General features: G+C 39.8%; 13 protein-coding genes. All 13 read right to left on the bottom strand.

The genetic code is table 11. The annotated features are described in order from the left end of the window. Positions 1–112: 112 nt before the first annotated feature. Positions 113–1,483 carry a sugar transferase gene (locus tag T515_RS04515; RefSeq protein WP_036608059.1) on the bottom strand — a complete coding sequence of 457 codons (1,371 nt, stop codon included), beginning with the start codon at positions 1,481–1,483 and terminating at the stop codon, positions 113–115. A 170-nt stretch (positions 1,484–1,653) separates the two neighbouring features. Beyond that, positions 1,654–5,292 (bottom strand): RHS repeat domain-containing protein, encoded by a 3,639-nt coding sequence (locus T515_RS04510; protein ID WP_155988256.1) that lies wholly within the window; start codon positions 5,290–5,292, stop codon positions 1,654–1,656. Between the two features lie 23 nt (positions 5,293–5,315). Next, the gene (locus T515_RS04505) at positions 5,316–6,458 is read right to left on the bottom strand and encodes a glycosyltransferase family 2 protein (RefSeq protein ID WP_036608052.1); all 1,143 of its coding nucleotides are present in this window, start codon (positions 6,456–6,458) and stop codon (positions 5,316–5,318) included. A gap of 24 nt (positions 6,459–6,482) precedes the next feature. Further along, complete coding sequence (locus T515_RS04500) at positions 6,483–7,919, bottom strand: oligosaccharide flippase family protein (protein WP_036608049.1); 1,437 nt, start codon at positions 7,917–7,919, stop codon at positions 6,483–6,485. Between the two features lie 107 nt (positions 7,920–8,026). After that, positions 8,027–8,860 (bottom strand): glycosyltransferase, encoded by an 834-nt coding sequence (locus T515_RS04495; RefSeq protein WP_036608047.1) that lies wholly within the window; start codon positions 8,858–8,860, stop codon positions 8,027–8,029. A gap of 185 nt (positions 8,861–9,045) precedes the next feature. Continuing rightward, entirely contained in the window at positions 9,046–9,564 is a 519-nt protein-coding gene (locus tag T515_RS04490) for a hypothetical protein (RefSeq protein ID WP_051671426.1), read from the bottom strand. Positions 9,565–9,712: 148 nt separating this feature from the next. Then, entirely contained in the window at positions 9,713–11,431 is a 1,719-nt protein-coding gene (locus tag T515_RS04485; RefSeq protein WP_036608046.1) for an O-antigen ligase family protein, read from the bottom strand. A 48-nt stretch (positions 11,432–11,479) separates the two neighbouring features. Next, on the bottom strand, positions 11,480–12,487 hold the full coding sequence (locus T515_RS04480) for a glycosyltransferase family 2 protein (RefSeq protein WP_036608043.1): 1,008 nt from the start codon (positions 12,485–12,487) through the stop codon (positions 11,480–11,482). A gap of 19 nt (positions 12,488–12,506) precedes the next feature. Beyond that, positions 12,507–14,021, bottom strand: coding sequence for a hypothetical protein (locus T515_RS04475; RefSeq protein ID WP_036608040.1), 1,515 nt, complete (start codon positions 14,019–14,021; stop codon positions 12,507–12,509). Positions 14,022–14,207: 186 nt separating this feature from the next. Continuing rightward, positions 14,208–15,893: a hypothetical protein gene (locus tag T515_RS04470; RefSeq protein ID WP_051671425.1), complete on the bottom strand. Its 1,686-nt coding sequence runs from the start codon at positions 15,891–15,893 to the stop codon at positions 14,208–14,210. A gap of 361 nt (positions 15,894–16,254) precedes the next feature. Further along, entirely contained in the window at positions 16,255–18,435 is a 2,181-nt protein-coding gene (locus T515_RS04465) for an LCP family protein (protein WP_051671424.1), read from the bottom strand. A gap of 152 nt (positions 18,436–18,587) precedes the next feature. After that, positions 18,588–20,003: an undecaprenyl-phosphate glucose phosphotransferase gene (locus T515_RS04460; protein WP_036608036.1), complete on the bottom strand. Its 1,416-nt coding sequence runs from the start codon at positions 20,001–20,003 to the stop codon at positions 18,588–18,590. A 211-nt stretch (positions 20,004–20,214) separates the two neighbouring features. After that, complete coding sequence (locus tag T515_RS04455) at positions 20,215–22,677, bottom strand: glycosyltransferase family 2 protein (protein ID WP_036608029.1); 2,463 nt, start codon at positions 22,675–22,677, stop codon at positions 20,215–20,217.

The following is a 22,677-nucleotide window of genomic DNA, read 5'->3' as shown; positions in this document are numbered from 1 at the left end:
AGTCTTTTCTCCCAAATTCAATTTACTAAACTTTTTGATTCTATCATATTTACTATTCTTCCACAATAAAAATGAGCAAGACAGCTTGTCCTAAGCCATCCTGCTCATATATTTAAGCCTTATTCTCAAGAGCTGTTTTCTGCCCTTCTGCTACCCCTTCAGTACTCTCGGGAGTGAAAATTATCTTAACTGTATAAAACAGTATTCTCAGATCAAAAAGTACAGACCTCTGGGCAATATAGATGAGATCAAGCTTCAGCTTATCAAGCGGTGTTGTATTGTACTTCCCATAAATCTGGGCATATCCGGTAAGTCCTGCCTTAACCTTTAGTCTAAGTCTAAATTCCGGTATCTCTTTTTCATATTCGGCTGCGATTTCCGGACGTTCCGGCCTTGGTCCAACTATACTCATATCATTTTTAAGCACATTAAAAAGCTGCGGAAGTTCGTCTATCCTTAGCCTCCTTATGACTTTACCAACCGGTGTGACACGGTCATCATTTACATAAGAAAGCCGTACTCCATCCTTCTCCGAATCTTCCCTCATGCTTCTGAACTTGTAGATATCAAAAATTCTACCATCCCTTGTCAGCCTTTTCTGAGTATAGAACACTGGACCGCCGTCCTCAAGCTTTATAAGTATAGCCGTCACAAGCAGAATAGGTGCAAGAAGCATTATAGCCGTAAGTGAAATCACTATATCCGCCATCCTTTTTACTATACTGTAGTACCAAGCTTCCGGCATCTTCTTATTTCTCAGATAAGGCGTATCAAAAGTATGGGACACCTCACTGTTAAATCCCAAAAGATCCGCCATATCCATAGAGATATGTACATCCTTCCTGTGAGCATCGCAGTAAAGCAGTATCTTCTTTCTGACTTCCCTTGATACATCGCAAAGATATATATCTTTACATCCTTCAAGAGTTTTTATTATCTTCGCGATTTCTGTACTTTCATCATAAGTTGCCACCACATGATAGCGTTTTTTCTTCTCCCGCATCTTTTCCATGAGACGAAGATAATCCTGGGATCCATATACGATCATGATGCTTCTAGGCTCATCATACCTTGCATAAATGCGGTTACAGATAAAGGTCGCCCCAAGAATAACTGTAAGTTGAAGCAAAAAGCCTAAAAGAAAAAAGCCTAGCCTTATGCGGCTAAAATTATGAAACCAAAAGAAAGCAGCCACAAACAGACAAAAATCTCCGATGGAATAGGAAAGCATCTGCGAAAACGCCAGCTCCTGCAGCCTGTAAAGTCCGATTTTATGGGCATTATACATCTTGGCAAAAAAGAAATATACGATACAGAACATCAGCCCCACCAGCGTCAGCGCCCTGTACCCAAAGAAACCTTCACTCCACCCCGGCGCCACATTCCAGTACCAGATAAGATCAGCCGATATAAATGCCAGTATCATACTAACAGATGTATACATTAGCCTGATATTATTTTTAACACTGTCCTTTTTAGACATAAATTATATTTCCCCCATTAATCATTTAATTCTCTATTCCGTCATCCTCGCCTTGCGGCATAAATATCGATAAAAATCTGTTTTCTCACTCATCCTTCAAAAAATAAAAAATGGCGTTATCGGTTTTGAGATTTTATATCCCTTTTCCGACAGCTCCCATTATTCTATCACTACACCTCCGTTTCCTCTACCACATTTCCGGCAGCATCCTTATATGTTCTCTTTACAAGTCTGCCGCTTTCATCATAGGCATAATCCACTATGGAATACTTCTCGGAGATAATCACAGCTTCTCCATCAGTACCCAAAAACTCTTCTGAAATCTTCTGATTTAAACTGTTAAATTTTCTCCTGATTTCTCCGATGCCCGACGCATTTAGAATCCTCTCATCATTAACGCCAAAGTACTGCTCATCTGTAACGTTTCCGTTACTATCTCTTTCATAAATAAATGCCGAAATACCGGAATTCTTCAAAGTTCTCTTTCCCTCAGTGTCATAGTACTCCTGACGTATAACCCTTTTTTGCTCATCATAGAAGTAATGTATCTCTGCAAACAACTCTGTTCTGAGAACCGGTTCATCTTCAAGGCCAAAATATCTCGTAACAGCCGTTAGTCCATCTTCATTTAACTCTCTTCCCTCAGTACAGTATCCCGATTCAAGGAGCAATTTATTCTCATTCTGATCGTAGTACTCACATCTTATCCATCGATGCTTATCATCATACTTATACCGCATCATCCCTACTCCATTAGGTTGAGCAACGAGATTCCCCTCTGCATCGCAGTAACGATACTCACTCCTGTTTCCTCTGTCATCATATGAGTATAGGATCTCTGAGTATCCCTTTTCCAGCGCTATCGGCTTACCCTCCGTATCGAAGTAAGCTTCTTTTATGAGATTCATTTTGTCATCATACTCGTATCTTATTTCAGCATAACCATAGGTGGTGATAACGGGTTTATCTCCTTCGTCGAGATACTTTACTTCAGTTACCCTGTCTGCAGAATTGTAGCTGCATCTTCTTGCCGCATACCCTTGGGAAGTATATACCGGATTACCATCCTTATCATAGTAGGCTTCATAAATCGGCTTTTGATGAACGTTATTCCTTGAAAGTGTTATCTGCGTCGGTGTCTGCTGATAACTTATCTTACGAATGCCAACTTGATAATCATTTTCCGCAAGTACGAGATACTCATATCCCTCTGTGACAGAACCTATAGACAGAATATTCTTGATCTCTGCTTTCCCTTCCTCGTCAAAATCTCCCTTGGTTACATCCACAGTCTGGTCTGTCTTTTCACCTTTATCATGTCTGACCTGAGTTCTGCAAATGACTGTATCAGGATCCACATCCTTGTACTTTTCAGGATCTATTCTCAAATTGAAGGTCACTGTATATCTCCCCGATTGCCATGTGTCACCTGGACCGCTAACGATGGAATGTTCGTTTCCTTCCAAAGTCAATGTCTCTTCCTCTGTATCCTGAGAATATTCCAAATCGTTAATCCGGACAGCTTCCAAAAGGCTATACTCCCTCTCGAAAGCATAGTATCTGTAAAACGTATGCCCTTCTCCTGACAATTCAGAAATCACATTCTGATTGTTTGTATATAGGATATGGTCATCATTTATTTGTGTCACCTGATATCCTTCATTAAAAAGAGTGGTCAGTTCTTTCCCCATAGGTTCAAGGATACTGGCATTCTCCTGAAGCCTATAACCGTTTCCTCTCATAACCGCACAGGACATATCCGGAAGAGCCTTTTTATACAACAACGGAAGCTCATCAGAATATACTTTTCCTTTTGACACTTCCAGAACCTTCTTGAGGGGTTCCAGCTGGTCATCGATCAAATATAGCTTGGAATTCATTTTGATGTTTATTAAAGATATCCCCAGCACTACGATAACCGCCATCACTGTCATGGTTATGGCAGACCTCTTTCCGAGAACAACTCTTTTTTCTTTTTTTATCGTGTTTATCACGCTACATAGAACTAAAATCAGTATCAAATAAATAAGATACAACCCCAGCACCAAAGTTTCTCTTATAAAATCTACATCTTTTGCCCATATGGATATTGCTGTATCAACATATGAATAAATGGTCGAATAATACAACGCATATCCTATTTGAGCCGTAGCGAACAGTATAAATGAAAGACATTTTTCAGTAATAGAACCTGCTGTTCCCAAGATAAATCTTAGGCATACAAGACATGCAATCAGAGATATGACCACATACATAACTCTTATGGCTGATTGTCCCACAGTAAGTTGATACTTCCATAGAATTTCAAAAGAATTATTCCATATTTCTGTTCCGTTCCATATAAAATAAATCATTCCAAAAAGAAGAACCAAAGGCAGCTTCCAGCAAACATTATTAAATTCCGCCTTTAGGTTTTCTACAAATGAATCTCCTCTTTCACCATAATTTAAAATCTGATTCTGCGGAACTACTATACTTTGGGGCCAAACTTTTTTTACCTTAGAATTTCTATCTAACTCAAGCAGCGAGTACCCAAAGGCTAAAATCATAATAAGGAAAAATCTGTAATGAAAAATTGTAACGCTATAGAGATACAGCGGACCAAGTGCCCAGAAAGCGATATTTTTGTTATTCTGTCTAAAAATCTGAACCAGACATATCAAAAAAGGCATCATGCAGAGGAGCCCCAGCATGATGCCCCCTTGTCCGAGTACTACCGAAATCGTATTACTAAGCCCCGCATCTCTTTTTGCTTCCTCAGTAAAAAAGGAATAAATGTAATCCTCGTTTAGATATCCTCCTCCTAAAAGCGGTTTATTCAAAAAAGCTTTAATCGCAAACACATAATCCGTGAAATGCTTGTTCTGCATTATGTACGCTATTACATCACCATAGTTTTTCTGTAAAGCTTTATATCTTATGAAATATCCTGCTCCTGCTACCACAAGTATAGCCATGGGGATAAGTACTATCCTTGCCTCTTTTTTATTGCACATAGATATAACCTTTAATCCCCATGCAGCAACAAGTAGAATCAGTCCATTAGTGGATTGAACTGTAAAAATCGTAAGACTCAAAACAATCTGTTTCCAAAAACACCACCTGTCACTTTCAGGACGTAAAAACATCTCCGTAAAGAGAGCCACTCCCAAAGGGATAAGAAACATCAAGGGTTCAGAGAATGGTCCAAAATCTCTTAAATACTGCAGATTAAATGACTGAGCCATCGTTCCTGGCAGCAAGAAACACACATTCAGGCAATTTACAAGGTATGAAAGCTTTCCACGATTATACCAGTGCAGGTATACCTGTTCCGAGTACAGTTCATTTGTATGCAGCGTCGAAGTATAGTACACCGCCAGATTAAGAGCTGCTATTAAACTCATAACAATGGAGAATCGATTCCATAGCCTCACCCCATGCCCTTCTTTTCTTTCCAAAAAAAACAACGAAGAGAGTAGCGGAAGCATGATAATAAATTTAGCTATATAATCAGCTTTGCTCTTCATTCCTTCAGTCGAAAGAACTCCCAGTATAAAATAAGCAAAAACAAATCCTTCCAGTGCACACAGTATCGGCAAAAATTCTTTTATGAACTGTTCCCTGATTTTACTGTTAAGTATCTTTATAGCCACCAGACACAAGCCGGCTCCACCTATAAGCATCGCAAACACATAATTCATATTCACACTGCTCTCTTCGCAGGAAGCGAGGCGAAGCAGAGAATTACATTCCAGTATGATAGCAGTAACCAAAACATACTCAAGAAAAATCTCGATTGTATCTTTATACTTTCTTATTTCCAACAAATCGCTTACCTCTTCTGATTCTTTCAAAGTCGTCTAATCAACGCTGCCGGATAGTACAGCAGATATCCACTCGCCCTAAGCAGTTTTACCGCTTTATTAAGATTACTGTTAAATATTCCCGGGAAATTCCTCTTAAGTTGCTCTTCCATTTTTATCAGCTCTTTTCTTGTCTCAGGACATATCTTGTCCCATAGCAGTATCTTTATACGGCTTGCGTAAACTCTGGAGATGAGATGCTCGATGTAAATTCTTTTTCCGTCCGAGATGTCTTCCATCTCTAAAACCTTACTATAAAAAACATACAACGACTGAAGTACTTTATCATACTGTGCCCTATTCTTCATCATCTGCTGAGGATTCATACTCTGTCCCTCACGACTTATGCTGTATCTGTATAGATGATCATCTAGAAATACCACAGTTTCCACATATGGAATTGGGTAGAGGATATATTCCGTGTCTACATAGTAGCAGTGTTCATCTATCTTTATATCCTGCTCCTTTAGTATCTCAGTTCGTATAGTCATGGAATGCATTTTTATATATGCTTTATCTGCTATATCATCAAACCTATAAACATGACCATACTGCACCCCTTCAAACGGCTTATCAAACTCTGTTTTTTTCGGTGCTGTATCATCGTGACCATATACCCAATAAAATCCACCTGCGATGATATCTGCCTCTGTATTTTCCAAAGATGTATCCGCTTTACATGATTTCTCATCATATCCCAAACTTTCCGGCTCTTCATCACTTCTAAGGCTTCCTCTCACACATGAGCATTCATCTATACCCTGAGTCCGACCATTATATCTTTCCTCCGTCTCCTGATTCTTTATGTATTTGATCAGTTCCTTCAAATCCTCGCCATCTGCCCAGTCATCCGCATCCATCACTCTGAAATACTTGCCGGTGGCATTTTTTATCCCGGCATTGATTCCCGAGCCATGCCCTCCGTTTTCCTTATGCACAGGCACAACTGTATCAGGATACTTTTCAGCATATTCATCTATGATTTTTCCGGTAGTATCGGTTGACCCGTCATCAACTGCGATAATTTCCAGATCCTCAAGCACTTCTTCCAAACATAGTGAGTCCAGATTATGTTTCAAATATTTTTCCGCGTTGTACGATGGCACAACTACAGTAAGCCATTTCTTCATTTGTCATTATTCCCCAACAAAATTCTATTTTTTCTCATTATTAAACTTTTTAGCGAGCTGCTTTATATTATCAAAAAAATACTTATCACGAAGCATGATAAGAAATATAACATATGCCATAACACCAATCGCTATCAGGCAAAGTGTATTCTTGATTGATGAATCCAAGGATTTACTTGCAAATCTAAGAACACATAACATAATCATTCCTGCAGCAGCATAATTTGTCCCGGATAGTACAGCACTTTTAATATCGATTTCTTTTCTGACATATCTGAATTGCAGTATAGAAATAGTCATTTCTGCCACTACTGACGCCACAGCCGCACCCACTGAATAAAAGGTTGGAATCAAGAGGATGTTCAAACAAAAATTGACTATAGCACCGGCAACAACTGTTTTAGTCAGTATATTTTGTCTTTTCGTCGGCACCAGATACTGTATTCCTGTAACATTACTCATCCCTATGATAACCGCCAAAACAGGAAGTATTTTTAAAAGAATCTTAACTTTGTCATATCCCTGACCAAAAAACCACGGAACCATATTATCCGATATTCCGATGATTCCAAAAGACAAAGGAATACTTATAAACCATACAAATTTATATGATTTAAGCATATATTCTCTCACCTTTTCACTATCGGATCTGGCAAAATAGTATCCTATTCTGGGAGCCATAACAGTCCCCACTGCCGAAACTATAACCTGAATCGCCCTTACCACCTTCATAGCCTGCTCATAGCACCCATTCTCATATGAAGTAGCTGTGAATAATCCAAGCATGGTTTTATCAAATATCGTATAAATCTGTATAGCTATAGTCGGAATTAACAAAGATAAAATCGTATTTATATCTTTAAACGGCCTAATAAAAGAAAGCCTGGGCTGCTCTATATATCGTGCGATATTACTCCACATCGATATTGCCCCTAATAAATTCAAAGATACCATTCCAGCAGCATATATGAGTAAATCCTCTTCCGCCCGGATGAAAAGAAATGTATAAATAATGCTGAGAACCTTAAACACCATATTTTTCAGCATTATCTTTCCGAAATCTTCCATGCCCTGAAAGAACCATGTGATATCCATGGCTACAGTCAGGATATTGACCGCAAATATTTTTAATAGAACATCTTCACGGAATGCGAATAAATATGCAATCAGCATTGCCACTGTCGTTATACATCTAAGGATTAAGGTGCTGTAAAATACTTTACTTCTTTCATATTTGTCATCCTGAACATAGGATATTTCTCTCTGTGCATATGTCGCCGTTCCAAGGATCGCAAAAAGCACAAAATATGATGTTATGGATTCAAGATAGGAGTATCTGCCTATCCCTTCTACCCCAAGCACTCTTGATACGTAGGGTGTCGTGATAAGCGGTGCCAGTATATTCATCAGCTGATTACTGACACTCAGTATGAAATTTTTTTTGATACTTCCTCTCGCCATTCCTCTTCCACCGTTGAATCAAACATTTTTATCTTTATTTCCATCACGCCACGATAAATTTTGTCCGCTCTCCATATAATCAAGTGTTTTTTTCAGTAAATTCAATACTATTTTGAGTCCAAATCGTTTCTCAAAAATGCTCCAAATGCAATCTGTCTTACCCGATTAGGAACTAGCGACACAATCATCCTTTGAATTACTGCTTTCATATAATCGGAAAAGCTAATAAAACCTGTATTCTTCATGTATGAAAATAATCTTCCCTGGCTCAAACCATATCGAAATCCCGATCTCCGTTTATACATCTCAGCCCCGCCACGCATCCACAGCAGCGGTTCACGGATGTTATACCCAACACACCCTATCTGCAGCATCCTTATCCAAAGATAGTAATCCTCCAAAAGGTAAAAGTCCTTGTAACCGCCAGCCTTTTCAACTTCGGATTTTTTGTACATCACACATGGATGATTGAAAGGATTTCTATGTTTTGAAAATTCCATAATCTCAGAATTTGTTTCAGGCAGAACACGTCTTGAACTGACTTTTTTTATATCCTCTGTAAACTCTTCAACTGTCCCCGAACATATACTTACATCTGTATGTTCCGTAAACACTTTTATCTGCCTTTCGCACCGGTCTTTCCTGCTTATATCATCACTATCCATGCGTGCAACCAAATCATTTTTACACCTTTTCATCCCGATGTTCAGAGCAGTACCGAGCCCCTTGTTAGAACTAAGCCTGACAACATTCAGTTCCCGATGGAGATCTTGCATTTCCTGTATAACCTGATCAAGTCCCTCGGTAAGGTTTCCATCACAAACAAGTACAAAATCATCCGTTTTTACAGTTTGATTCCATATGCTGTTCATGGCTTCTCTCAGATTTTCCGGTTTTTCTTTATAGTAAACACTCATTAATACTGAATACTGTACGTTCATTCAATAATTCCTATTATATTTATACCAAGTTTAATAGATCAAAATTAAGTATAAAAGAACGCTCTTCTCGATTCTGCCTTTCATATCAGATATATACATGTGTATATATCTGATATGAAAGGCAGTTAAATCACAAAAAGGCTATCGTTTACACGATAGCCTTTATTATATCAGTTGTTCTTTATTTAACCAATAACCTGCTCCAGTGTCAAAGTAGGATCAAATGGTACGCTGTCTCCAACATTAAGAGTTTCCTCTCTCACTACCTCATCGCCGCTTGTAACCTTATATGTATATCCATATAGATCAAACAGGTTTCCAAAGCCTTCCTCATTCCATCCATCGATACGAAAATCCTGAATCTGAACTCCATCTACTATAGCCTTTGTTGCATCAGTGAGAAGGAGTTCTACAGCATCATCTGAAACATCCTTATCGATATCTATAGTGAGAACGATCTCCTTCTTTTCATTATCGCCAGAAACATCAACTGCCTTTACAAAACTATAGATTTCCTTATCCTGCAGTTCATCTATAACATCGTTGTTTAATTGATCAAAATCAAAATCATATGCCTTATCTGCAGCCGCCTTTGTCATAGAAGGTGTCTCCAATGGTGATACATATCTTTTCTTACAGCCAGCGAGACTGCCTGACAAAGCCACAACTGTGCACATAACTGCTATTATATATATTTTCTTCATAGTTCTCCTCACTTAAATCCTATTTTCACATGTCGATGATGATAACATTTTTGAGGATATGAATCAATCTACTATTTTATTACAATTCCATCCGATGGAACTTTTTATTTCCGAAATGTAGTCTGTCCCAATGTTCCTTCTTCACGATTCAGCAATATGCTTTTTCATCTTTGGAAACTGTTATTCCTATAAACAGCAGTATCATAAATATCGGTGTTGTGATAGGAACTGCGATATTTATAACAGCCTGAAAAGCATAGCCCAGCACTCCCATCGCCATATACTTTGATGCAGTATTTATAGATGTTATCATTCTTTTCAGTGCCGTAAACAAAAACACAAGATACGCCGCAAGACCCAGTATTCCAACAGTAATAAAATACTCAAAATATTCGTTATGAGCGCTGTCAAACATTCCATAACCCGCATCCTGCATTATATTCATAAACCTATCCATGGTTATGATGTAATATGTGTCTGGGCCATATCCAAAAAGCTTTTGAAGTAATGTGGCATCATTCTTCCAGTACTCCATTCCGAGCCTCCAGTTTAAACCTCTTCCCGTACCCCATTCATCATTTATGATGATAGCATTGCTGAACGGCTTCCAGATTTCTTCATGCCAACCTGTATTCGCGAGATATAGTACAACTACGACTGCACACACACCTAATGTTACAAATATAAGCCAGATGTGTCGCAATGTCTTAATTCTTCCTGTATCATCATCCATCACAGTTTCAGCCTTTTTTCTTGACAAGGATTTAAACTCTGTCAGAACTAATACAACAAGTATAATTGCAAACAATGCAATCAGTATGCTCATAAATCCGGTACCGGCAAGGCTTATCTGGACACTTTCCTTAGTTTTGTTCATTGTCTTTATCCCGGTTTTTACTATACAGGAAGTGATTTTCAGCGCCGATAAATAAGTCAGACAAACCACAACATACTTTATTATACTCTGTTTATTCTTCCATAAAACTACAGGTGCCATCGCAAGAACAATTCCGGTTGATAATACTACATTATCACTTACACCCATTATCTGGGCAAAGCTTGCTATCAGGAGAACAGCAAAGGCAAATATTGTTTCAATTATTTTTTCACTACTTATAAATACAGCAACAGTTACACCATATAGCATAGCTGTAAAATTTGTATAAGTATTTATATTTCCAATGGATGATGCAAATGTATATTTAAATATATCATCCGCATTTTCAAACATGCCAAAAGTTATCAAAAAGAAATTTAAAATCCCCCATACACATACGATACTTGAAAAAAGCATATACGCATAAATATGCCATTTTTTATATCTGTAAAATCTGCTTATTAATATATATGCGAGGTAGAACATCATCCAAATAAGAAGTCCCTGATTTCTTCCTCTATCGCCCCAGAAAGCCTCATACGGATACTCTGCAAGAGCTGTTGAAATGGCAAAAAGTATGATAAGCACTGTTATTGCTATGTCAACTATGCTGATATGAAGATATCTGCATATAGATTTTACTCGTCCAAAGAATCCATTACTGTTTCCCTTTTCTCGAACTTCTTTTAATCCTGTTAAAAACCTTCTACGAATCGCTCCTCCGTTATATAAGGCATCACTAATCAGGTACAACAATCCCAAAATTACGAAAATAATACCATACACAAAAGTCGGCTTCCAGAACAGTTCAAATCTGAAGGTCAATATATCAAAATACTTGTCCCTCATGCACAACGGAAATATACAAAGATAAAACAAAACATATATATCCATAAGTCCTCTCGTCAGTTTCCGAAAGAGCTTTTTTATTTGTGCTTCATTTTTTACGTTTCCTGTTTTTTTCTCTTCAGATGAAAGTTTCAACTTCATAATAGTCTCTCTTATATATTTTTTTCTATAGAATTTTTCCTTAATAGGCTACTCATTTTCAACATCTTCTCTTTCTGAATAGTTGATATTGTGCCTTGAATATGTTCTTTCGCTTATAATGTATCTCGGTCTTGCCTTAGCTTCCATATAAGCTTTGCCGACATACTCTCCGATTATTCCAAGTGATGTCAATATAGCTCCTCCAAAAAAGCAAATAACACAAATCAAACTTGTCCAACCTGACACTGTCTTTCCAGTAAACCTGCAAAAGACAGCCCATAATACCGCCAAAACACTCAATATAGTTATTGCAAAACCAACAGAAGTTATCACATGGATCGGCTTTATTGACAAACTTGTGATCCCATCAAAAGCCAATGAAAGCATTTTAGAAAAAGGGTAATGCGATTCTCCTGCCAATCGCTCTTTTCTTTCATAATATACACTGGTACTCGGAAATCCTACCATAGGTATCATTCCGCGCAGATAGATATTTACTTCATGAAACTTCTCAAATTCATTCAAAACCCTTGATGATACCAATCTAAAATCTGCATGATTATATATAGATTCCACTCCCATAAAATTCATAAAATGGTAAAATGCTTCTGCTGTAGTTCGCTTAAACCAAGTATCTTTATCTCGCTTACTACGGACACCATAAACAATCTCATAACCATCCTTATACTTTTCGATCATTCTATCTATAGCATCTAAATCATCTTGTCCATCGCAATCAATAGATACAGTAATATCGCAGCTATCTTTTGCTTCCATCAACCCTGCCATAAGCGCATTTTGATGCCCTCTATTACGAGACAATGACACCCCGTTATAATGGATATCCTTTAAGCATAATTCCTTCACTATAAGCCAGGTTTTATCTTTTGAACCATCGTCGATAAACAATATACCGCTTTCATTACTGATTTTGCCATTTTCTATAAGACAATACAGTTTCTTCAAGAACTGAGGTGCGATTAAAGGAAGTACAGTTTCTTCGTTATAGCACGGAATAACGATAATTAACCTGCAATATTTATTAGTATTATACATTTTGTATTACAACCTTTTTTCATGAAATTCCAAACTCTATATTTTTGTCCTCATCCGGGACAACTGTAATATAAATTCCACTATCTATAAGTCCATGTCGCCATAAAGTATATGGGAATCGGCTTACACTTCCTCCAGAATATGTAGCCATGGGCCAGTTATCATCAGTAGTAAACTTAGGAACATGCAGTTCCATTTCTAGAGCCCCTTGGTTTTCTGCATCCAAAATTTGAGTCACTATATCCTCATCTATCTTTTTGCATACTTCAGGATTCAATAAACTAATGTTGGTGGGCTTATAATACTTTTCATTAAACGGTATTAGGACAATGATATTTAATACTATTGCAAGCAGAAATAGCATACATACTTGTTTGGGCCTCTCTTCAATGTCGCGCAAACTGTTCGCAATAAAGACAAAAACCGCAAGAAGAGGAAAGAATAATATCACTAACTGTACATCGGCTCTTCCTATGTACCAGCTACCGGTCTTAGAACATACCAATACTAAAAATAGAACCACTGGAAATGTCATAGATAGTATACGAATCCAGTTAGTATAATCATTTCTTGAAGGTCTAATTTTTATATATTTGTAAATAGCAAAAAAGAGAATTATCAAGCACGAACAAATCACAATCTTATTGTAAGCCAAAACTGTATCCAATAATTTTTTCAGTGTTCCTATTAGATCAAATCCCTCAAAGCCAGAGGCTCTCCCTCCATACATCTCAAAATAAACACTTATTAAAAACAATATTATAATATATATATTATAACTATTCTCCTTCATTACTCTTGTCAGGAGTCCAGTATTATTTCTATTGATTCTGTTTTTATTTATATGTATTGAATTACTCTCTTTATTGACAATAATTCTTGATATATGAAACAAGAATTCTATACCAGCATATGCTCCCAGTATTATTGCAGGAAATAAATTAGAGAAAATCCCAAAATATCCCATTATTGCCAGAAACAACCAGCCTCTTTTTGAAATTCTATTTCGTTTTCTCAGCATATAAACTACTACAATTTCATTTAATATTGCAGGTATCGTGTAGTAGAAATAACAGGCTGCGGTGATACTGCTCCATAGCCATGTGTTATCAGAATACGCATTGACCAATAAAGTAAAATGCAGACATATCCATAAACATGTCAGTCCGGCAGAAACGATTTTAGATGATGTTATTGAATCAAATAACTTATGTAATTCAACACATAGTACAGTAAGTATCACTGCCATTACCGCAGCATACATGATAACCATTGATCCAATGTAATCCCCCGTTACAGGAAAAATAACTGTAGCTGCCAATAATGACACATTTGGCATCATCATTTCCGGTAATATTCTTGTAGGATTCCAATCTCCCCACATAGGCACCGGATATCTAAAGTAACCCATATAATACCAGTCATCAGTATCAAATGGCATAATAGGACTTACTTTCCAATAGAATAAAAAAAAGAATATGTATGTTATTACATAAACTAACCATCTCTTATTATGTTTCAATTCACCAACCATTGTTTGATATCCTTTCATGCCACATAATGATAACACACCTTACTTAAAGCAACAATAAGTACACTTTATCACACTACAAAAAGGGACTGTCACATATAAGACAAATTCATTGTCTTAAGCAAATCACTAAAAAGAGGAACCGATACAAAGCATCGATTCCTCTTCATGATTACAATAATCTCAAAATTAAGCTTCTACTGGAGTTGCCTTCTTGATCTTACCAATCTCTGTATTAATCTTTGTCTTAAGCTGATCCTTAGTAATTCCCTTTGTGAGCCAATCAGCCTTGATATTAAGGCACTTAAGAGTATCAGAGCCCTCAACCTTATATCCTACATAGTTATTGTATTCATCTTCTGTCTCGAAGAATGCAACTACGCGACCAGCTGCATCAGCGATATAGTAAGAATCATCTGAATCCTTAATCTTAGCCTTCTTCTTAACTACATTACCTGACTTATTAACAAGAATATTACCAACAGTATCTGAACCAAATACCATATCTACAGGCTTGTCACCAGTAGTAACCACAATACCAGCATAGTTTCTGTCATCATCATTTGATGGCTGAAGAACAAGTCCGTTCTTTACATACTTTCTGATCTTTGATACATAATCAGTATATGCCTTACCATTAGATGTATTGAAGTAGAACTGATAGCTTCCATCATCAAGTTCAAGAGTCTGGTAGCCCTTCTTCTTTGATCCATCCTTCTCCTTATCATTTGAGAAGAAGTAGAAATCTCCATCTACTGCATACTTACCATCATCTGTTGCACCAGCGATGATTTCTTCTCTCTTCCAATCTCCTGGATTACCAGCATCTTCGATGCTATCTACCTTACCATCATTATCAGAGTCATAATTGCATACGAAGCCCTTTAACATACGACCATACTTATCGAATGCATACTCCTTGCCGTTGATCTTCTTAATCTGATTTACAACGAGACTACCACTATTGTTGAAGTACCACCATGAATACTCGTCATCGTTGTAATCCTTCTTAAGATCATCTTCTACTGAATCCTCATCAGGAACAGCCCATACCCACTTGTTCTTTCTCTCTGATCCATCGCCATTGAGATAATTAAGCTGACCTGATGTAGCATTTGCATCCTTTACAGACTGAGTAGCTGTGCCCCAACCTGTAATCATATGACCATCTGCTGCAAAGTGATAGAAAGATCCGTTAATCTTCTTTCTCTTACCGTCCTTGTAGCCAACCTTCTTACCATCGTTGCCGAAGTTGAACCAATACTCCTTGGTCTCATTATCATCCTCTACAGTAAGCTGAGCCCAACCTGTCTGCATATGACCATCATTCCAACCATTGAAGAAATACTGTGATGTCTCCCAAGCTGAGTCATCGCCATCCTGCTGCTCAACATTATCTGGATTAATCCATCCATAAAGCATATGTCCTTCTGAATCGAAAGCATACTTCAGACCGTTGATTGTCTTGATTTCATTCTGACCAAGCTCATCCTTAGATGTATAAGCCTTTCCGTCAGAGCCGAAATAGTACCAGTAATACTCAGCATCAAGGCCAGATGAGCTATCATCTAACGCTACAGCCTTCCAAGTGTTCTTGACCATAGCACCGTACTGGTCTACATAGTAGTAACGGGTTGTTGTGTTGTTTGTATCCTCGATGAGCTGGTTAGTAACCATAACACCATCTGATCCAAGATAGAACCAATTTCCGTTTGCTGACTTCCAAGCGTCAGTTACCTCTGTACCATCACTGTTGAGGTATCTCCACTCGCCTGTTGAGTTGTCCCAACCAGCGGCCATAGATACAGCAGAAACGCCGATAGTAAGAAGTGCTGCAGCTGAAAGAGTTGTAAATAACTTTGTCTGCTTCTTCATAATAAATGCACTCTCCTTTTTGTTTTAGAGCTATTTTTAGCTCAATTACGATGGGATTATACCCCTGACTCAATGATTATTCAAGTCTTTTCTCAAATAACCCCAAGGGAATGTACGAAAAATGAAAATCCCATTTCGATTACATTAAGCATAATACAATAGCTGTTGCCCTAAGTACATAACTAAAAGATTTCAGATTCTTACGCATTTATTAAGATACCTCGAATCAAAAAATAAGAAATTCCTAAGAACTTCATATTCTTTTCTTCATAAATTTAAAAATGATCGCCAAAAGATATAACGTTATCTCTTGACGATCATTTTACCTGATCACTATTAAACTATATTTTTTCAACCGGTATTAAGACGGTCCCACTGCCGGTCCTATCTCGATTTCTTCAACATTCGTCACCCCTCCCGGGCCTGAAGAATCTGAAGATGATGTATTTCCACCGCTGGGGCCTGCGCCTGAATCGTCATCGTCGTCCACAAGTCCCGGTTCTATAACTTCGCCGGAGGTTGTTTCTTCTGTTTTTGAAGGCGCCTTTGTGGTTTCATCTGTTGATGAAGTCTCCTTATCAGAGGACTTTGTTTCCTTCTTATCCTTATCAGATATAGTTTCTTCACCTGCAGGGCCATGCTCTGTTGTAGATTCCTTGGTGGACTTTGAAGTCTCTATAACATTTCCGTCCTCATCGGTCTCCGCCTCAGTTTCCTCTGTATCCTCATCCTCGTCGGTTTCTGCACCCTCCTCAGTTTCGGATTTTTCAGACTTGTTCTTTGTCTTGTCGGAAGCCTTCACCTTGTTTCCGTCTTCGTCGGTCTGATATATGGCATTACCATCCTCATCTGTTCCGGTGATGATGTAACCATCCTTATCAGTTTCCTTTGTGGACTTCTTGCTGCTTCCGGACCCGGAATCATCCTCATCCTTCTCAGCTTCAGTACTGCTTTCCTTCTTTGTGCTTGAGGTTTCATCCTTATGGCTTGCATAGTAGCCTGAATCGTCAGCTATCTTCTGAGAGTAGGTCTCCACCGCGCTTGATACCTTATAGTCCTCGTCGCCAAAAAGCACGCTGTGAAGCCACTTTACATTAGATGTAAGGGTTACAGGGATTACGCAATCTCCCTTCTTGCCCATCATCTGATCCTTGATATCCTTCGGGAAACCTGCAGATTCCTTGATGTTGTATCTTGAGATTCCCTTAGCAAGCTCTACTATATCTCCCGCATCGATGTTGAATGCCACCTGAGGAAGCACTGTATCTATGATGGACGTGAGTGTTGCAAGGTCTGCCTTCTTGGCATTGTCAAGACACTGGGAAATAACTTCTCTCTGACGTCTTGTTCTTTCGAAGTCGCTGTCCATATATCTGAGTCTCGCATAAGCAACAGCCTGTACACCCGTAAGATGCTGAGGTCCTGCCTTCTTTATATAGTTGGCTGCAGGATTCTTCTCGTTGATACCGGCCTTAACAGAGGTCTCATGGATGTAGGCATTCATATAGTAGAATTCCTTATCTGTGATATCTATGTCAACGCCTCCCAGCATGTCGATAGTATCTGCCACTGCCTTCCAGTTGAAGGTTACATAGTTTTCAATGTTCAGATCCAGGTTGCTGTTAAGAGCCGCAACTGCCTGCTCAGGTCCGCCTATGGCATAGGCTTCATTTATCTTTGCATATCTGTTGCTCTTTCCTGTTTTAAGATAAGTATCTCTGTAGACAGAAACCAGCTTCACATCTCCGGTGGCCATATCCACGTTGCAGATGATCTGAACGTCAGCATTGGCGCCTCTTCCTACTCCTCCGTCACGGGAGTCTACACCGAACACCGCAACTGTCCAGTAGCCGGACATCTTCTGTTTCTGTGTTATGTCAATGTTGTTGTTCTGAACCTTGGATACATCGAATTCGACAGCCTGGGTCATATTCATGTATCTGTATACAGAGCCGAAACCGAAGATACAGATAAGTGTAAGTATCTCAACCACTGCCATGATAAAAATCTTTGTGCGAACAGCTTTCTTTTTCTTGTCACGCATCTTTTTGGCGAATTCGATGTCATGTTCAACTTCCGATGTGTCGTTGAGTGTTATCACTGAAGATTTGGCCTGTCTCTGGGAAGCGGTTCTGATAGAATCTCCCTTTAATGGGGCCTTCGGAGCCGGTCTTTCGGATGTACGTCTGTGAGGATCTCCGACCTTCATCACATCCGAGACAGACAGGTTCCGGCTTGCATCAGTACTCTTCCGTGGTGATGAGGTTTCTCTCCGTACAGTAGTGCCGGAACTTGAAGTTCCATCGCCTGTTGCACCCCTTACGCCTGAGATGTCTCCGCTTGAACCGCCTCTTCTGAAGGCTTCATCAGGAATAACTATCTCATCAGTCCTTATCATTCTCTGGGGCCTCATGGCGTTTGCCATAAGCTTATCCCCCATATTTTTGTCATTAACTATCTTATCTTCAAGTTCCCTCTGACGTCTGTCCGTATCCTCCTGGGAGTGGGGGCGTCTGGTCTCCTTGCCATTATCTAATGCCATCTATAATTCCTCATAGTGTCCGGCAATATATCAGAAAATTTCAAGTTTTCTGATAGCCTTATTTTCAGAGCAGAAATGCTCTAAGTTTACAAAACATCGGCATTTTATCACATATAAAGTGATTCGGCAAACACTATCTGCCCGTTTAAAGATCAGTAGGCGTTTTTATTCACGAATCCTTTAAATATGGTCAAAAACATGATCTTGATATCAAGCTCCATGCTCCAGTTCTCTATATACCAGATGTCGTATCTTACACGTTCATGAATGGAGGTGTCTCCTCTCAGGCCGTTGACCTGGGCCCAGCCTGTCATTCCGGGTCTCACCTGATGCTTTATCATGTAGCGGGGAATCTCTTCTCTGAACATCTCAACGAACTGGGTGCGCTCAGGTCTCGGTCCCACAAGAGACATGCTTCCCATAAATACATTAAAGAACTGGGGGAATTCATCTATGGAAGTCTTTCTTATGAATTTACCCACCTTAGTGACTCTGGGGTCTCCCGGTGTGGTCCAGCCCTTCTTCTCATCTTCCGGCTTCTGTTCCACCATGGAACGGAATTTGTACATCATAAAGGGTTTATTGTGAAGTCCCACTCTTTCCTGTTTGAATATGATGGGCCCGGGAGATGAAAGCTTTATAAGCACTGCTACCGTAAGCATAATGGGGCTGAAAATGATGATTCCAAAGAGGGATCCTATGATATCTATGACTCTTTTGGCTGCTGCCTTCACCGGATCCGTAAGTGGAACATTTCTGATGTTAATGACCGGAAGTCCATCCATGTCCTCGGTTACAGGTCTTGATGGGATTATGTTGTTGTAATCCGGTATGAACTTTGTGTGAACTCCGGATTTCTCACACACCGCCACTATGCCCCCAAGCTTTTCATAGGCCGCAAGAGGAAGGGTTATGGCTATTTCATCTATATTGTTTCCTGCGAGTATAGTTTCCAGATCCTTTATCTTTCCCACTATTTTTACACCTTTGTAGGAAACTCCGGTCTCTGTAATGTCATCAACTATTCCGTAGATTTTGTAACCCCAGTCCGGATTTCTTCGGCAGGCATCAATAAACAGATCGGAAACGTCTGAAAATCCCACCAGCATGATATGTTTCTGATTGAAGCCGTTTCTTCGCATCCTGGTAAGGATGAATCTTATTCCGAATCTTTCTACCGTGGTCAAAATGATATTGAATACGCAGAAGGCTGTGATCATCCTTGTGGAGAAGTTTGCGAAGTATCCTGACCGCCTGAAAGCGAAAAGAACGGACGCAAAAAGCATGAGGCCAACGACATTAGCCTCAACTATATTGATAAACTCTCTTCTTTTTGTCCTGGTCCTTTTGGGCTCATACAGATGAAATACCCAATACAGGATCATATATCCCGGAACCACCGGAATAAGCGCCCTGAAATAAACATCCGGCGGGAGTACTCCGTGTCCCTCGGGAAAAATAGGCGAAGCTATAAGCAGGTACCACGCAAGGGCGTAAGCGGTGGCTATAACCACTGCATCAAGAACCACGTGAAAGTGGTTTAAAAATTGTTGGTTGTCTTTAATCATAATGGAAGTATACTCCCGTTTTCAAAAATTTCCATAAAAATGATATTAGAATTTTCTTAATAGAAAAAACGAGGGTGCCGTTTTCATGCAGCATCCTCGTTTGGTTTAGGTTTTTTGGTTTCTTATGCGGTGTAGCTATCATCTTTACATTTCCGCCACTGACCCCTGAACTATGTTGGGATCTTCCACGGATTCAAATCCCGTGGTTCAATCAAACTATGTCCTTCAAGATATCCATTCTGAAGGGCTCTCCCACCTTTTCTTTGTCAAGATTCTTCAGGGTGAAGTTTGACTTCATAAAAGTAAGTGCCGGGTTGTAATATGGATCGCCGTATCTCAGGCACTCCGGCCAGCGCTTGGCGAATTTCACTATCTCGCTGTTGAAACGGGCTACCTTTTCAGGTGTGTCTTCCATGCCTCTGGACTTTGATTCATAGTGATAGAACTTGGCATAAGGGTTATATACCACCAGTTTTCCGAGAGCTCTTATCTTCATGCAGAAGTCAACGTCATTGAAGGCCACCGCCAGTTCTTCCGTATAGCCGCCAACTTCATCAAAAAGCTTTCTCTTCGTAAGAAGGCAGGCCGCCGTTACGCAGGAATAATCCTGAACGCACTTGGCCCTGTGCATGTAGGAAAGCTCAGCGTCATGGGTGCGGACAAATGCGGCTCCTGCGATTCCGCCCATTCCCATAATGACTCCGGCATGCTGGATATCCTCATCAGGATAAAGGAGTCTGGCTCCGCAGATGCCTACATCCTCACGCTGAACATAGCCGATCATCTCGTCGATGGAATCCGGGTCTATAAGTTCGATGTCGTTATTAAGGAAAAGAAGATACTCTCCCCTTGAGAACTTCACACCGAAGTTGTTGATAGCGGAATAGTTGAAGGGGCCCTGCCACTTTACAACGCGGACTGTAGGTGTGGCAGCTCCGAGTGCTGAATTCTGATTTGAACCTGGCAGTTCTGTCTGTCCCTCATTCTTTATTTCCTCCGGAGTCTTATCAATAAAGCCCTCTGCTGGAAATTCTCTCTGAATATCGGCGTAATACTTCCAGGTCTCTTCCTGATCGGAATTGTTTTCAACCACTATGAACTCAAGGTTCTTGTAATTGCTTCCTGCAAGGGACCGGATTGCCTTATCAAGATCCGCAGTATGATCCTTGTTGGGGATGATCACGGATATGAGAGGCTTAGCATTCTCATAAACTGTATGGTAGAAGCCGTAGGTTATGCCCTTCTCCACCTTCTTTACAGGAAGTCCCAGTCTCTTACAGTGATCGTAAACAGCTCTTGCTCCCGCATCAAAGGCATAAAGCTTTGCCTCAGGATGCTGTGCCGTGGAAGCCTGGTGGGATCTCCAGTGATAAAGAGACTTCTGAATGTGACAGATGTTTGAACTTGTGAAACGTCCTTCTCTCAGGAGTTTTCTGTCCTCTTCCGAAAGCTTTTCCAAATCTCCGCCTGTTTTCTCCCTTTCCATTTCCTGAGCTTTTTCTACCGCTCTCAAAATGAGGTCATGATCCTGGGCTCCGTCATAGGCCTTTCTTTCATAAACCTTGCTGCCATCTTCATCTGTTTCCGCTATGGAATCAAGAAGCTCTCTCTTAAAAGCCATGAGATGACATACATAATTCACTGAACGAAGCAGATCCGGATTGAAATCACTCTTGAAATGAGGCTCAAAGTAGTAGGTATCTTCAAAATCAATCTTATCCTCATCGGAATAGATCATCACGCAATCAGGATGCTCATTTATGGTCTTTGCACATTCAAAAAGAGCATTGGGCTCCAGCTCATCATCATGATCCGCGAATACGATGAAGTCCCCTTCTGCCATGTTGATGGCGGCATTGGTATTGTCAGAAATGCCGAGATTCTTTTCCAGAACCTTGAATCTGAATCTGAGGTCTCTGTCCTGATACTCCTTAAGCACTTCCTTCGGAAGCTTCCCTGCCGCTTCAGCATTCCCGTACTTTTCGTATGGTGTGGCGTCAGCAACGCAGACTTCAAAGTTTCCATAGGTCTGATCCGCAATGGATGTAAGCATTTTTCTCAGGAACTTCTCAGGGGTCTCGTATACGGGAATCACGATGGAGAATTTGGGCTGAACCGGAAGGACAGTGTTCCTCTGCTTTTCCAGTTCCTCCTCAGTGATTTTTACCTTTTTATACCACTCGTTGTAATCGTAATCTTCCTGAATGCCTTTTAAACGATGTACTGATTTCTTCCACAGGGCCCTGAAGCCGTGGTCCCTGAAATATTCCCATGCCACTTCCACCGTTTCCCAGTGGAACAGCGCCATGAGCTTCTCTCTTTTTTTATGGGCAACAGAATTGAAGGACTCAAGTATGCGGTCGTCAAACTTTACTTTTTTTGTCTTTCCGTCCACCTCTATAACGAGATATCTGGTCTCTCCTTTTTTGTAAGGGGTGTTAATGTCATAGCCCAGTTCCCTTTTGATGGGACCATGCTCTTTTTCATAATCCTTGAAAAAGGCTTCTACAACCTCGTCTCGTCTTACAGACTCTATGACGGTTCCTTCAACCTCTTTACTCTCCCCGTCAAGGACGGTGTACTTCACCGGAGTTTCCGGATTCTTGCCGAATGCCCATCCAAGGAAGGTTATCTTTCCTTCTCTTGACACTGCAACATCTACTTTATAACGCAT

Source organism: Oribacterium sp. P6A1, assembly GCF_000702885.1.
In the GTDB taxonomy this organism is placed as follows: Bacteria; Bacillota; Clostridia; order Lachnospirales; family Lachnospiraceae; genus Oribacterium.
The sequence above is the reverse complement of the archived record's forward strand: the minus strand, read 5'-3'. Positions and strand labels throughout refer to the sequence as shown.

What these genes read in the sequence shown, in the direction of transcription:
- T515_RS04515 (WP_036608059.1), bottom strand. Translation starts at nt 1,483, where the DNA reads ATGTCTAAAAAGGACAGTGTTAAAAATAATATCAGGCTAATGTATACA.
- T515_RS04505 (WP_036608052.1), bottom strand. Translation starts at nt 6,458, where the DNA reads ATGAAGAAATGGCTTACTGTAGTTGTGCCATCGTACAACGCGGAAAAA.
- T515_RS04500 (WP_036608049.1), bottom strand. Translation starts at nt 7,919, where the DNA reads ATGGCGAGAGGAAGTATCAAAAAAAATTTCATACTGAGTGTCAGTAAT.
- T515_RS04495 (WP_036608047.1), bottom strand. Translation starts at nt 8,860, where the DNA reads ATGAACGTACAGTATTCAGTATTAATGAGTGTTTACTATAAAGAAAAA.
- T515_RS04490 (WP_051671426.1), bottom strand. Translation starts at nt 9,564, where the DNA reads ATGAAGAAAATATATATAATAGCAGTTATGTGCACAGTTGTGGCTTTG.
- T515_RS04485 (WP_036608046.1), bottom strand. Translation starts at nt 11,431, where the DNA reads ATGAAGTTGAAACTTTCATCTGAAGAGAAAAAAACAGGAAACGTAAAA.
- T515_RS04480 (WP_036608043.1), bottom strand. Translation starts at nt 12,487, where the DNA reads ATGTATAATACTAATAAATATTGCAGGTTAATTATCGTTATTCCGTGC.
- T515_RS04475 (WP_036608040.1), bottom strand. Translation starts at nt 14,021, where the DNA reads ATGGTTGGTGAATTGAAACATAATAAGAGATGGTTAGTTTATGTAATA.
- T515_RS04470 (WP_051671425.1), bottom strand. Translation starts at nt 15,893, where the DNA reads ATGAAGAAGCAGACAAAGTTATTTACAACTCTTTCAGCTGCAGCACTT.
- T515_RS04465 (WP_051671424.1), bottom strand. Translation starts at nt 18,435, where the DNA reads ATGGCATTAGATAATGGCAAGGAGACCAGACGCCCCCACTCCCAGGAG.
- T515_RS04460 (WP_036608036.1), bottom strand. Translation starts at nt 20,003, where the DNA reads ATGATTAAAGACAACCAACAATTTTTAAACCACTTTCACGTGGTTCTT.
- T515_RS04455 (WP_036608029.1), bottom strand. Translation starts at nt 22,677, where the DNA reads ATGCGTTATAAAGTAGATGTTGCAGTGTCAAGAGAAGGAAAGATAACC.